This window comes from Pseudoalteromonas sp. SaAl2, assembly GCF_052947895.1.
Genome location: NZ_CM129605.1, coordinates 850,648 through 864,220 on the forward strand (window position 1 = coordinate 850,648; position 13,573 = coordinate 864,220).

10 protein-coding genes and 4 pseudogenes are annotated in these 13,573 nt (G+C 41.9%); 8 read left to right on the forward strand and 6 right to left on the reverse strand.

The genetic code is table 11. The annotated features are described in order from the left end of the window. Positions 1–261: 261 nt before the first annotated feature. The 6 genes and pseudogenes from ACU8V8_RS04065 to pspF form a co-directional block, all read right to left on the reverse strand. Entirely contained in the window at positions 262–1,023 is a 762-nt protein-coding gene (locus tag ACU8V8_RS04065; RefSeq protein ID WP_087530785.1) for an ATP-binding cassette domain-containing protein, read from the reverse strand. Further along, positions 1,023–2,015, reverse strand: a complete 993-nt coding sequence (locus tag ACU8V8_RS04070) for a peptide ABC transporter ATP-binding protein (RefSeq protein WP_087530784.1) — start codon at positions 2,013–2,015, stop codon at positions 1,023–1,025. The genes ACU8V8_RS04065 and ACU8V8_RS04070 overlap by 1 nt, the downstream gene beginning before the upstream one ends. Then, positions 2,016–2,910 (reverse strand): annotated as a pseudogene (locus ACU8V8_RS04075) (ABC transporter permease subunit). Next, positions 2,897–3,930 (reverse strand): annotated as a pseudogene (locus ACU8V8_RS04080) (ABC transporter permease). Before ACU8V8_RS04080 ends, ACU8V8_RS04075 begins: the two co-directional pseudogenes overlap by 14 nt. After that, positions 3,930–5,537 (reverse strand): ABC transporter substrate-binding protein, encoded by a 1,608-nt coding sequence (locus tag ACU8V8_RS04085; protein WP_446888924.1) that lies wholly within the window; start codon positions 5,535–5,537, stop codon positions 3,930–3,932. The pseudogene ACU8V8_RS04080 and the gene ACU8V8_RS04085 overlap by 1 nt, the downstream one beginning before the upstream one ends. A 15-nt stretch (positions 5,538–5,552) precedes the next feature. Continuing rightward, entirely contained in the window at positions 5,553–6,611 is a 1,059-nt protein-coding gene (gene pspF, locus ACU8V8_RS04090) for a phage shock protein operon transcriptional activator (RefSeq protein WP_446888925.1), read from the reverse strand. 187 nt (positions 6,612–6,798) lie between these two features. Here pspF and pspA point away from each other — a divergent pair, with 187 nt between their 5' ends. From pspA to ACU8V8_RS04130, 8 genes and pseudogenes are all read left to right on the forward strand, one after another. Continuing rightward, positions 6,799–7,458: a phage shock protein PspA gene (pspA, locus tag ACU8V8_RS04095; RefSeq protein WP_446888926.1), complete on the forward strand. Its 660-nt coding sequence runs from the start codon at positions 6,799–6,801 to the stop codon at positions 7,456–7,458. A 69-nt stretch (positions 7,459–7,527) separates the two neighbouring features. Continuing rightward, a complete protein-coding gene (gene pspB / locus ACU8V8_RS04100) occupies positions 7,528–7,761 on the forward strand; it encodes an envelope stress response membrane protein PspB (RefSeq protein ID WP_099296101.1) in 234 nt (77 codons plus the stop codon). Continuing rightward, positions 7,758–8,159, forward strand: coding sequence for an envelope stress response membrane protein PspC (gene pspC / locus ACU8V8_RS04105; protein ID WP_087530777.1), 402 nt, complete (start codon positions 7,758–7,760; stop codon positions 8,157–8,159). The genes pspB and pspC overlap by 4 nt, the downstream gene beginning before the upstream one ends. A 58-nt stretch (positions 8,160–8,217) precedes the next feature. Next, positions 8,218–9,634, forward strand: a pseudogene (locus ACU8V8_RS04110) (YcjX family protein). Continuing rightward, a pseudogene (locus ACU8V8_RS04115) lies at positions 9,631–10,673 on the forward strand (TIGR01620 family protein). Before ACU8V8_RS04110 ends, ACU8V8_RS04115 begins: the two co-directional pseudogenes overlap by 4 nt. 128 nt (positions 10,674–10,801) lie before the next feature. After that, a complete protein-coding gene (gene megL / locus ACU8V8_RS04120; protein ID WP_446888927.1) occupies positions 10,802–11,983 on the forward strand; it encodes a methionine gamma-lyase in 1,182 nt (393 codons plus the stop codon). 213 nt (positions 11,984–12,196) lie between these two features. After that, positions 12,197–12,994, forward strand: a complete 798-nt coding sequence (phhA, locus tag ACU8V8_RS04125; protein ID WP_446888928.1) for a phenylalanine 4-monooxygenase — start codon at positions 12,197–12,199, stop codon at positions 12,992–12,994. A gap of 9 nt (positions 12,995–13,003) precedes the next feature. After that, positions 13,004–13,348, forward strand: a complete 345-nt coding sequence (locus tag ACU8V8_RS04130; protein WP_446888929.1) for a 4a-hydroxytetrahydrobiopterin dehydratase — start codon at positions 13,004–13,006, stop codon at positions 13,346–13,348. The last annotated feature ends 225 nt before the right edge of the window (positions 13,349–13,573 follow it).

Here is a 13,573-nt window from a genome sequence, read left to right on the forward strand (position 1 = left end):
AGCTAAACTGTTTTACCGATTAATCAGGAGTTAGCCCATAAAATTTTTATACGAAATTCACCTAATATAGCCGACGACCTAAAACGTTTTTGTCCAAAAACGAGTTTACCCGACCGCCAGTTTTTCGTTCTAGAGCATCGCTCAGAGCTCACACTAAATGTTGAGTTTCGTTGCTCTCAACCACAACCTACGGTGATAAATCTAACGCCGGGCTGCTCTGGCTTTTCCTAGAACCTTTCACCTAGCACCTCGTAACTATATTCAACAACTCAACAATTTCTGGGTTACGTTAGATTGTGGATCTTGGAAAATATCTTCGGTTTTGCCGTACTCGACTATTTCACCGTGATCGAGTACCACTAACTGGTCGCTGATGTGGCGTACTAGGCTTAGGTGATGGGTGATCAAGATATAACTTAAACCGGTGTCTTGTTGCAGCTTTAGCAATAGGTTGACTGTTTGCGCCCGTACTGATGGGTCTAGTGATGATAGCGCTTCGTCGAGTACCACTACTTTTGGATCAAGAATTAATGCACGGGCTAGGGCAATACGTTGTAATTGACCGCCGCTGAACATGTGTGGGTAATAATGTTGATGGTCGTTGAGCAAACCAACCTTAGATAAAGTTGTGGTTATTTTTTCGCCGCGGGTTTGTTTATCTAATGAGGTATTATATTGCAGGCAGTCGTCGAGCATGTCGCCAATAGTCAAGCCTGGGTTTAGCGAGGCTTCTGAGTCTTGAAAAATCATTCGAATATGGCGGCATTGCTGATTGCGAATGCCATTGTTTTCGATAATGTTGCCATCGAGTAGAATTTGCCCGCTATCTGCATGATCGGCACCGGCAAGCAGTTTTGCTAGGGTACTTTTTCCAGAGCCCGTTTCGCCGATAATAGCCAGGGTTTCTCCTTGTTCTAAGCAAAACGAAATATTTTTTAATACTGCAAAGCGTTTACGTGAAAAGATCCCTGCACGAAGGTTAAAGCTTTTTGATAAGGCTTGTACTTTCAATAGAGGTTGCATTATTTCATCGCCTTAATTAAAGGGAAATGACACGCATAACTGTGACCATGCTGTTTAGTTAACTTTGGGGTGACCACGCAAGCTCTTTGTGCTTGTGGGCAGCGAGGGCCAAGACGACACCCTATTGGTAAATGCTGCAACGTTGGGATCGTCCCTTTGAGAGCGTAAAAAGGTTCTTTATGAGCAAGCCCTTGCTCATAATCGGGTAAGCTTTTTAATAGTGCTTGAGTGTACGGGTGACGTGGCTGGCTAAATATTTTAGCTGTAGGGCCTGCTTCTACCATTTGCCCGCAATATAATACGTGCATGCCATGGGACCAATTAATAATTTCTTCTAGTTCGTGAGAGATCATTAATATCGACATGTTTTTTAGCTGGTTTAAGCTTTTAAGTAACCTGAATACCTGGGCGCGGGTAGTGCTTTCTAGAGCTGTGGTGGGCTCATCAGCAATTAATAGCTTTGGTGTACGGGCAATGGCCATGGCAATCATTACTTTTTGACACACCCCTTCTGAAAGTTCATGAGGGTAGCTGGTTAAGACCTTTTCATGATCTTTAATTCCCACCTTATGGATCAGTGCTTTTACCCGGTCTTTGCGTTGGCGGTTACGTTTTAAGAAAAACCCTTTTTCTTGAATTTCGGGAAGAGTCTCGGCTATTTGATCAAAAATTTTCGCAGTGGGGTCTAAGCAGCGACTAGGATCTTGATAAATCATGGCAATGTCTTGGCCTACAATCTTACGGCGTTGCTCGTTTGATAAACGCATAAGGTCAACACCGCGCCAGTGCATGCGGTCGGCTGTGATATGCCAGCGTTTATTTAATACCCCAACAATGGCTTTAGCGATAAGGCTTTTGCCTGATCCTGATTCACCCACCAGCGCATGAACTTCACCTTCTTTTAAACTCAAGCTTACTCTATCTACTGCACGTATCACTGTATCGGGTGTTTGCAGCTCTATAGTTAAATTTCGTATGTCGAGTAATTGCATTTAATCTGCCTTACGTGCTTTTAACACTTGGCGAAGACCATCGCCAACTAAATTAGTTGATAACACGGCTAAAAAGAGTAGTACCCCAGGTAATCCTACTGTCCACGGTGCTAAGTATATCAAGCTCTAAGTTCTCTGCCAAAATAGCGCCCCATTCTGTGGTTGGAGGCTGCGCACCGAGTTTTAAAAAGCCAAGGGCTGATATGTCTAATATAGCGGTTGAAAGCGCCATGGTAAAAATAACCACAATATGTTCATAGATATTAGGAAAAATACCCCGTGAGAGGATATGCCAATTAGAGGCACCATCCAGCTTAAAAGCAGTTATATAATCCTTACCCAGCTCAGTTACGATTAAATTACGTACCGAATGAATAAATTGCGGCAGTAGCGCTAAAATAATTGCCCACACTGTATTCATTAGGCCGGGGCCTAAAATTGCGATTATTATTATTGCTAGCAGCAAAGAGGGGATGGATAAAGTGATATCGAGTAAGTGATTCAAAAAGCTTGAACGTAAGCCGCGGCTAATACCGGCAAAAGTACCAACCAATACACCGATGATTGTGGTTATCAGGGCCGCTATAACAGATAAACCAAATGTGTAGGTTGCACCATTCATTAACCGTGATAACACATCACGTCCAAGATCATCTGTTCCGAGTAAAAATCGCACATCGCCCATTTCATGCCATGAGGGGGGAATAAGAAGAGCATCGCTGTGCTGCTGATTCACACCATAGGGGGCAATAAAAGGCGCAGCCGCAGCTAATATCGCAAATGCAATAAACACCCACAGCCCGACTAAAGCTGGATGATTTGATTTAAACTTGCGCCAAAACCGCGCCAGAGGCGCTTTATTTGATTCTTCAGAAAATAAATTAAACTTTGCCATGTGCTTGGTTCCGAGAAAGCGGATCGAACAGGGTGTAGGTCAGTTCAGCAATAATAGTGGCTAAAATAACAAACATAGAGACCGCTAATAAACCACCTTGTATAGCAGGATAATCACGTTGATAAATACTATCAATGAGCCAGCGACCTATGCCCGGCCATGAAAAAATAACTTCGGTGATCATAGCAAGAGTGATCAAAGTACTAAACTGTAAGCCGATTTGTTTGATCACTGGTAATAAAGCATTGCGCAGTGCATGGTGCACAATTAATTGTGCGCGGTTAAGACCTTTGGCTCGGGCTGTTTTAATAAAGTTCTGGTCAAGTACATGTAGCATGGATTCACGGGTAAATCGAATTAATACCGTGGTAGGGTACATTGCCAGTACGATGGTTGGCAGAGTCAGATGATGCAGGGCATCGAGCATTGCCATACCCGAATAAGGAAACCCAGCGAGTGCAATATCAATTAAAATAAATCCCGTTTGCGGGGGATTTCATAAAGTAACCCCATACGGCCCGACATAGGAAACCAACCTAATTGCAGTGAGAACACCATGATTAATAATAACGCCAACCAAAAAACAGGTATTGAGTAGCCTGCTAATGTGATTGAGTTGATGAGTTTATCAGGCAATTTTTTATGGTAAGCCGCGGCTAAAATACCTGCGGGCACACCAATGACCACTGAAATAATGAGCGCGTATAAGCTTAATTCGAGTGTTGCAGGGAATAAATCAATAATATGGTTAAATACGTTATCACCTGAGGCAAAAGATAGGCCCCAATCACCCAAAACAATGCGTTCTAAAAATGCAAAATATTGGGTAATGTAATTATCATTAAAGTGATATTTTTCTTGTAGTTCACTGGTTTGCGAAAAGCTGGTATTAGTAATGCCGCTTAAGTTACTGAGCGCATCACCGGGGAACAAATAACTTAATGAAAACGTAAAAATACTCAAGGTGAGCATCATAAATAGTAACAAGCCTAGGCGGCGTAAAAAATAATCTAATACCATTATTTTTTCCTCGCATTAGCCAGTGATATTGCGCCAAATGGGCCAAGCGGGATACCTTCTACATCACTGCTACTGGCTTGAAAGCGCATGCCATGTGCCAATGGTAATAAGGGGAGCTCTTTTATCAACATAGCTTGTGCTTGTTGATAATAGCGTTTCCTCATTTCTAAATCTGTGGTATCAAGTGCTTGAGTAAGTAATAAGTCAAATGCTGGGTCGCACCAGTTAGCTGGGTTTTTACCGCTAAACGTGGCTGAGCAACTTAACAATGGGCTAAAAAAGTTATCAGGATCAGGTGTATCGGCCGCCCATCCTAGTAGTACACTATCGTGGCGGTGCTCCCCAATACGTTGAATAAAGGTATTCCACTCATATTCAACAATACTGACATTGACCCCGATTTTACGTAAGTCACTTTGCATCAACTCAGCCATTTTTCGGGCGTTGGGGTTATAGATACGACTGACCGGCATAGCCCAGATTGTCATATCAAAGCCATTTTCTAAACCAGCTTCGTTAAGCAGTTTTTTGGCAAGTTCGGGGTCAAACGCAGGCATGTTACCTTGAGATTGATAAGCCCAAGAGGTAGGCGGTAAAATTGATTGTGCACGGATACCATTACCGTAAAACACAGCTTGCATTATTTTGTCAATATCGATGGCGTGAGCGAGTGCTTGGCGGACTTTGATGTCGTTAAATGGGGGGCGCTCAGTATTAAACGCCCAATAACCTACATTAAGATTAGTCTCTTTTTGTACATTTATGTCAGCTCGGTTCGCTAAAATACTCAACTGTGCACTACTTGGGTGTGCAGTAACATCACATTCTTTGGTTAGCATTTTCGCTATACGTGTGGTGCCATTAGGGGTGATATCGTAAACCAATTGCTCAAGGTCGACTTTGTGTTTCCAGTAGGCGTTATTGCGATAATAACGAACTAAATGATCACGACGGTATTCTTTATAAATATAAGGGCCAGTGCCAATTGGGTATTGATCAAATAAATCGAGTTGTTGTTGGGCTTTTAATTTCATCGCATATTCTTGAGACAAAACCACGGCAAAATCTGTTGCCATATTGGCTAAAAAACTGCTCTCAGCATTAAATAACTCAAACCGAACTTGGTAGTCCGATACACGCACTATGCGGCGAATAAGTTGGTCAATCCCCACACTTTGAAAATAAGGATAATTTGCATCACCAACAAAATGATAAGGGTTGTATACATCAAATAAACGACTGAAGGTAAAAATAACGTCGTCGGCATTAAAATCGCGAGTAGGTGTAAAGTAGTTGGTGCTATGAAATTTAACCCCTTTACGTAGAGTAAAGGTGACGGCTTTTCCGTCAGGGCTGATTTTCCAGTCGGTTGCCAGCTCGCTTTGAAACTCTGCCGTTATAGGGTCAATACTGATCAAACGGTCATAAAGCTGATTAGCAATGATATCGATTGTTGAACCTGTGGTCGTTACTTGTGGATTAAACGATACAGGGTTCGCCTCAGCACAATAAACTAAGCCTTGGTTTTTTTCTTCTAGTGTTGGTTCTTTCGTATCTAAGCAGCCTGTTAAGCTCAGCGAAAATAGCCCAAGTAATAATTTATACACCGGTTCAACCTCTGACTATTGTTGTTGATCTAGTAAATTATATTTTTTCAAATAGCCTCTAAGTTGATGATACGTCAAACCAAGTACTTCTGCAGTCTTCTTTTGATTAAATTGGCTGAATTCGAGTGCTTTTTTTATTAAATCAATTTCAAACTCGTTAGAGAGATCTTTTAAACTGCATGGAAAGCTGTGTTGCGCAGGCTCATTCACAGGGGCAACTTCGCCTGTGCTTGGGGCCTCTATCACCGTTTGCTCTGATTTTAATGGTGCTTTAATTCGCTGCTTGGGTCTAAACTTGCTCTCAAATGGGTCTAAAATAATCTGGTGAACGGGGATATGTTCATTGCCGTGGCGATACAAACTACGCTCTACGACATTTTTTAGTTCTCGGATGTTACCTGGCCAATCATAGCTTTGTAGTATTTCAACGGCGCTTCGGGTAAAGCCGCTAAACAGCTCCCATTCTAAATCGCGAGCCATATTAATGGCAAACTGTTCGGCCAATAGCATTATGTCGTCTTGGCGTTCACGTAGCGGTGGCAGGGTGATCACATCAAACGCCAGGCGATCGAGTAAATCACTGCGAAACTCGCCTTGCTCGGCCAAATAGGGCAGATCTTCATTGGTAGCACAGACTAAGCGGGTATCAACTTTTACCGTTTGTTTGCCCCCGACACGCTCAAACTCGCCGTACTCAATAACTCGTAACAGTTTCTCTTGCACCATAGCTGAGGTATTTGCTAATTCATCTAAGAATAGAGTACCTGAATTTGCACGTTCAAAGCGGCCTTCATGGCGCTTACTGGCACCGGTAAATGCGCCGCTTTCATGGCCAAATAATTCGCTTTCGAGGAGGTTCTCGTTTAATGCCGCGCAGTTGAGCTTTACATAGTTTTGCTCCCAGCGTTTTGACAAAAAGTGTAAACGAGCAGCAATTAACTCTTTACCCGTACCGCGCTCACCAATAATTAGTACCGGTTTATCTAAACTTGCCAGCTGTGATACTTGATCCAGTACAGCTAAAAAGCTGTCTGATTGGCCGAGTAAGTTATCCTGTTGACGAAATTGGCTCATATTCCCTAACTCTTAGTCATTTTTACTAACAGTTAGTGTATTTCATAATTCGGGAGAACTAAAGGAATTTGTATTTTTAGTTTAACTTTATGAAAATATTACTGTATTTTATGTTTTATAAAGTTGGCAAGCATATTGTAACAGTGAGTGCAGACCAATTAAGTTAAACATCACAGAGGTAAATGTTATGGGAATTTTTTCACGTTTTGCAGACATTGTTAATTCTAATATCAATGCCATTTTGGATAAAGCAGAAGATCCTGAAAAAATGGTTCGTCTTATCATTCAAGAAATGGAAGACACGTTAGTTGAAGTTCGTTCAACATCAGCTAAAACACTCGCTGAGAAAAAAGAGTTAGTACGTCGCGTTGATACATTAAAAGCACAAGTTTCAGAGTGGCAAGAAAAAGCAGAGTTGGCACTGAGTAAAGATCGTGACGACCTAGCACGTGCCGCATTGCTTGAAAAGCAAAAATCAGCAGACGCTGTCGCCGCCGTTGAAGATGAACTGACTCATGTTGAGTCTCACATCGAGAAACTGCAACAAGAAGTGAGCACATTACAAGATAAACTAGCTGACGCTAAAGCACGTCAAAAAGCAATTATCTTACGTCAACGCTCGGCTGAGTCGCGCCTTGAAGTGAAAAAGGCATTAGATAGCTCTAAAGTTGAAGATGCATTAAATCGCTTTGAGCGTTACGAAACTAAAATTGATGGTCTAGAATCTCAAGTAGAATCGTACGACTTAGGTAAAAAGTCATTATCTGACGAAATTGCTGATTTACAGCAAAATGAAAAGATTGATGACGAATTAGCAGCGCTTAAAAAGAAGCTTGCAGATAAATAAAACATAATAATTAAGGGGGAGCATTCCCCCTATGCTTAAACAAATAAACGGATTGTGCAGGAGAAGGTTATGATTGACGCAGATGTGTTGGTTGCCCCAATTATCATTTTCATGATTGTGGTGGCGCCACTTTGGTTAATTTTACATTATCGTAGCAAAAAGCAGGTAAGCCAAGGCTTGAGTGAACATGAACACCGCCAGTTATTAGAGCTTGCGCAAAAAGCAGATAAAATGGCAGACCGAGTAGAAACACTAGAAGCACTACTTGATCAAGAGGCCCCACAGTGGAGACGTAAGGTATGAATACTAAACGCGAACTGTTAAGAGACCCAGTACGAGGCAAAATTGCCGGTGTATGTGCAGGACTCAGTGATTATTTTAATATGGAATTGTGGTTAGTCAGAATTATTTTTGTCACCGCAGTTTTATTAGCCGGCGGTCCTTTATTTGTAGTTGCCTATATTGCAGCATGGTTTATTTTAGATAAAAAGCCTGCAAACTCACCGGCAAGCTCTTATGCAACACAGCATGAAGACCCACTTGAAGTAAAATTTAAAGTATGGCAAAAAGGTGAGCCACCACGTCGCGCGTTGCAAGATCTCAAAGATCGTTTAGGCCGTGTAGATTCTCGCTTACAAGAGATGGAACGTTACGTTACTTCAACAGAGTTTACGGTTAGCCGTGAAATCAATAAGCTGTAAAGGATTTAATAGCACTTTATCAGACTCGTAAAGTAAGTAGATAAAGTGCTCACTCATTATGATAAACACTTCATCTGCTAAAAAAGCGTTAAATAAACTCAAAGGGAAAGCTGAAAAAGCGGTCCACCGCAGTTTAGATCAACATGTAAAGCTTGCCGTAACAGGCTTAAGTGGTAGCGGTAAAACAGCATTTATTACTGCGCTTGTTAAACATTTGACCAGCCAAGCCGACGATAAAAACTTACCTTTTTTTGATGTAATGCAGCAAAAACGCCATATAGCCACTAAGGTAGTGCCGCAGCAAGCGCTTACTATTCCAACGTTTGCTTATCAAAATGCGTTAGGGGCATTACTGCCTCATGATGGCGAACCTATGTGGCCTGCCTCAACTGAACGCATAAATACCTTACGCTTGGCTATTAAATACCAAAGTGGCTCGGGTTTACGCTCGCACATTGCACCACAATCAACATTATACCTTGATATTATTGACTACCCGGGTGAATGGTTGCTCGATTTACCGATGCTTGAGCAAAGCTACCAGCAGTGGTGTGAGCAACAATACGCGTTACTAGTGCAGTCGCCTCGTATTGATAAGGCACAAGATTTTTTATCCGCACTTAATAGCCTTGATTTGAATGCACCTGTCGATGAGCACGCATTGAGTGAACTTGCCAAACTCTATCAAAGCTTGCTAGTGGGATTAAAAAAAAGACACTAAGCTTGCGATGCTCCAGCCTGGACGCATGTTGATGCCCGGTGAATTGCAAGGGGCGCCACTTTTGTTGTTTTTTCCTGTGGCCGAATATGACTCTGAAGTAATACCTGGTTCAAACTTGGCACATCTACAAAAGCGTTTTAATGCCTATGTAAAAGAAGTGGTAAAACCATTTTATACCCAGCATTTTCGTCATTTTGACCGTCAGATTGTGCTGGTGGATGTACTGAGCGCATTAAATGAAGGGCCTGAGACGCTGCATGAGCAAAGCGCTGTTATTGGGCAACTACTAGCGCATTTTAATTATGGTGAAAATAGCTTCATCAAGCGTTTGTTCAAACCCAATATAGATAAATTATTGTTTGCGGCTAATAAATCAGATCATATCAGTGGTGAACACCATAAAGACTTAGCCTTACTACTTGATTCATTGGTGCATGAGCAAGCAAATCATCTAAAGTTTGATGGGGTGAAAGTAGAGACCATCGCGATGTCTTCTATCGCGGCGACGCAACCTCGAAAAATTACTGAGCAAGGCAAACCCCTAAATTGTATTTATGGCAAACCATTAAATGAGCAGCAATGGTTGACCTACTTACCACCACAGCCACCATCACGCATGTTGACTAAAGCAGAGTGGCCTGCAAATGGGTTTGAGTTTTTGTCATTCTCACCTATGCCTTGCCCTGATAAACAGTTAAAGCATATTCGGTTAGATCATGTTATGCAGTACCTATTAGGAGATAAACTTACATGAGTGAATCAACTTCATTTCAAGCGGGAAGGCGTATTGAGTCAGAGCAGCCGATGGCCGATCCTGAATTAAACTTGGTTACTGCAAAGGTTGTAGAGCACGGTGAATTTGATCACCAAGCAGAGCAAGAGCCTGAGTTAGAAGACGATATTGACTTAGCACCGGTTTATAAAAAATCTAAATGGCAAACCCTAAAGGGCTTATTCGTTGTCAGCTTTTTTAACGTTAGTGCTGATGGAATTTGCATTTTCATTAGTGGTTGCATTTCAACAGTCCATTATTTTAGGCACTGTTTATTCGATTGCCGTTGTTACTGGCTTTTTGCTAATTGGCCGCTTGCTATGGCGTGAATACCGTATGTTGCGCAGTTTAAAGCGCAATCAATTACACCGTCACGAAGCCGATAGGTTACTTAATTCAGAACAAGTGGGTGGTGCATTACCTTGGCTTGAAAGACTCAATAAGCATCAGCAGTTAACAGGGTTTGCTGAATTTAAAGCAAGTGTTGCAACGCACCATACCGATAAAGAAATCATGACCTTGTACGCTGATAGCTTATTAGTCGCACAAGATACTCAAGCAAAAAAAATTAATTAACCGTTTTGCGACAGAGTCAGGCTTGCTGGTGGCACTTAGCCCGCTTGCATTAGTTGATATGATGGCCGTGCTTTGGCGCGGCACTAAATTAATAGAGCAAATAGGGCGCATTTATGGCATTGGCTTTGGATATGCAAGCCGTATTAAGCTTTATAGAATGTTGATAAAGCAGGTGATGTTTGTCGGTAGTGCAGAGCTGGTCTCTGATTTAGCGGCCACCGCACTTAGCGCTGAGTTACTGGGTAAGCTGTCTGGTCGTGCGGCGCAAGGTTTAAGTGCTGGCATATTTACCGCACGTATTGGTTATAAAGCCATGGAATTGAGCCGTCCGCTACCTCGCCTAGAGCATAAACGCAGCTTGCTTAAAGGCACCGCCCAGCTTATTGCCAGCAAAATAGTGTCACGAAGAAAAGCCAGCCCAGAGCAAAACGATAAAACAGACTGACAACATATCTGTACAGTGGCTATTAGGTGCTTAACACTGAATAGCCATCTGTGCATCCGGCATGCTTGTTATCTACTAGCTGATACGCTTTGATTATCATATTAATAATAATCAAAAAAGATCAAACAATGAACAAACTCCACATCGACAGTCAATGTATTCATGGGCCAAAAAAAGCGAACGACCCACATGGCGCTTTAACATCGCCTTTATACCAAACCTCTACTTTCCACTTTACCGATGCAGCCCAAGGTGCAGCTCGATTTGCAGGGGAAGAGCCTGGTTATATTTATACCCGTTTAGGTAACCCAACGACCACTGAGCTTGAGCAAAAGGTTGCTCAACTTGAAAACTGTGAAGCCGCTGCGGCCACAGCCACCGGAATGGGGGCCGTGTCAGCATCGGTGTTGAGCTTTTTATCACAAGGCGATCACCTTGTTGCATCGAGTGCTTTGTATGGCTGCACATTTGCTTTTTTTGCTCACATGCTACCGCGCTGGGGAATTGAGGTAAGCTTTGTTGATATGACCAATGAGCAAGCATTACGTGAGGCAATAAAACCAAATTCAAAAATGATTTTTGCAGAAACCCCGATTAACCCAACAATGGCAGTGATGGATTTAGATTTGATCAGTGATGTTGCCAAACAGCACCAGCTTATTAGCGTTATCGACAATACTTTTTTAACCCCGCTGCTGCAAAAACCAACCGATTATGGCATTGATTTAATTGTCCACAGCGCAACAAAATACTTAAACGGCCATGGTGATGTTGTGGCAGGTTTAGTGTGTGGCTCCGATGAGCATATCAACTTAATCAAAATGACGGTACTTAAAGACATTGGTGCAACGATTAGCCCCCATGATGCTTGGCTAATAAACCGTGGTCTAAAAACATTAGCAATAAGAATGCAGCGCCATTGTGAAAGCGCGCAAACTATAGCTGAATTTTTAGAGCAACATCCTCATGTTAATACTGTTTATTACCCAGGTTTGCAGTCTCACCCGGGTAATAAGTTTATTGGCACGCAAATGAAAGCTGCTGGTGGGGTTATCGCATTTGAGGTCAAAGGCAGCCTAAAAGATGGTGAGCAATTTATTAATAGTACCAAGCTTTGTACATTGGCGGTGAGCTTAGGTGATGCTGAAACATTGATACAGCACCCCGCGTCAATGACTCATTCGCCCTATACGCCAGAGGAAAGAGCGGCTGCGGGTATTAGCGATGGTTTAATTAGGTTATCTGTTGGGCTTGAAGATGTTAACGATATAATTAACGATCTTAACCATGCATTCACTCAAATCGCATAGGGTGTAATTATATTTTTACGAAATTATTGGCTTTAAAGCCTTTAATTGCGAGGGTGTAAATATTATTGTTTATGTGTGTAATTTTATCTTTACGATATTGGTGTTGGCGGCATTAGCTGATATGAACCCAGCTATTAAACTTTGCCTTACATTTGCTTAGTATCTGGGTAACACGTTGATACCGATATTCGGTTTAACACCAAGAAGGTAATTATGGCTAAAGCAAGTAAGTACACCTCTAGAACACCTGATGAAAGTGGGGTGATTCATTGGAGCGATGAAGAAAACAAAATATGGTCAGAACTCGTTGCCCGTCAATTAAAATGCATCGAAGGAAAAGCGTGTAATGAATACATGGAAGGACTAAAAAAAATAAACCTTCCCCATGATCGCATCCCGCAGTTAAGCGAGTTAAACGAAGTGTTGTTAGCAACCACTGGTTGGCAAGTAGCCCCAGTACCTGCCTTGATTGACTTTGATGAGTTTTTCCGTTTATTAGCGAATAAGCAATTTCCCGTTGCTACTTTTATTCGTACCCGCGAAGAGTTTGACTATTTACAAGAGCCTGATATTTTCCATGAAATATTTGGCCATTGTGCCATGCTCACTAACCCTGACTTCGCTGAATTCACTCATAAATATGGCCAATTAGGTTATGCGGCGCAAAAGAAAGACAGAGTTTATCTGGCGCGTATGTATTGGTTTACTGTTGAGTTTGGGTTAATGCAAACTGAAGATGGCTTACGTATTTACGGCGGTGGGATTTTATCAAGCCCTGGCGAGACACAATACGTTTACTCTGACACGCCAGAAATTAACCCAATGAATGTGCTTGATGTATTACGCACACCGTACCGCATTGATATAATGCAGCCTTTGTACTACACCATAAATTCTATCCATGATTTATTTGATATTTCACAGTTGGATATTATGGCGATAGTTGAGCAAGCAAAAGAATTAGGGTTACATGACCCAAAATTTCCTCCTAAAGAAAAAATAGCAAGTTAAGGATTCAAAATGTCATCACTAAGCGCACAAAAGTGTGAAGCCTGTCATGTAGATGCTCCAAAAGTGTCAGATGAAGAGCTAGCAGAACTAATTAAAATGATCCCGGATTGGGTGCCAGAAGTACGCGATGGCATTATGCAGTTAGAGCGTGTTTATAAATTTAAAAACTTTAAACAAGCTATTGCCTTTACCAATAAAGTTGGTGATATGGCTGAAGACGAAGGTCATCACCCAGGTCTATTAACTGAATGGGGCAAAGTGACGGTTACTTGGTGGAGTCATTCTATTAAAGGCCTTCATAAAAACGATTTTATTTGTGCTGCCAAAACTGACGAAGTCTTTACTGCACTTTAAATAACACTGTTCTGCCCAATGAACATCAAAGGCGCATTATTCAATGCGCCTTTTTGTTATTGGGTTTTCTTAGGCCAATATAGCGCTAACTTCCTTGGTAGAACACCTATAACCAACATAGTACCGCCTATAACACACAATGCACCAAGCACAGTGTTTGAATCAATCTGTTCATCAATAACTATATCTCTCTAATAAGCGTCAAACATAGCATTGCTTGTTCAC

Excerpts from the sequence above, each read along its gene's own strand:
- pspF (WP_446888925.1), bottom strand. The coding sequence starts at position 6,611 with ATGAGCCAATTTCGTCAACAGGATAACTTACTCGGCCAATCAGACAGC.
- ACU8V8_RS04070 (WP_087530784.1), bottom strand. The coding sequence starts at position 2,015 with ATGCAATTACTCGACATACGAAATTTAACTATAGAGCTGCAAACACCC.
- pspC (WP_087530777.1), top strand. The coding sequence starts at position 7,758 with ATGAATACTAAACGCGAACTGTTAAGAGACCCAGTACGAGGCAAAATT.
- megL (WP_446888927.1), top strand. The coding sequence starts at position 10,802 with ATGAACAAACTCCACATCGACAGTCAATGTATTCATGGGCCAAAAAAA.
- ACU8V8_RS04065 (WP_087530785.1), bottom strand. The coding sequence starts at position 1,023 with ATGCAACCTCTATTGAAAGTACAAGCCTTATCAAAAAGCTTTAACCTT.
- pspA (WP_446888926.1), top strand. The coding sequence starts at position 6,799 with ATGGGAATTTTTTCACGTTTTGCAGACATTGTTAATTCTAATATCAAT.
- phhA (WP_446888928.1), top strand. The coding sequence starts at position 12,197 with ATGGCTAAAGCAAGTAAGTACACCTCTAGAACACCTGATGAAAGTGGG.
- pspB (WP_099296101.1), top strand. The coding sequence starts at position 7,528 with ATGATTGACGCAGATGTGTTGGTTGCCCCAATTATCATTTTCATGATT.
- ACU8V8_RS04130 (WP_446888929.1), top strand. The coding sequence starts at position 13,004 with ATGTCATCACTAAGCGCACAAAAGTGTGAAGCCTGTCATGTAGATGCT.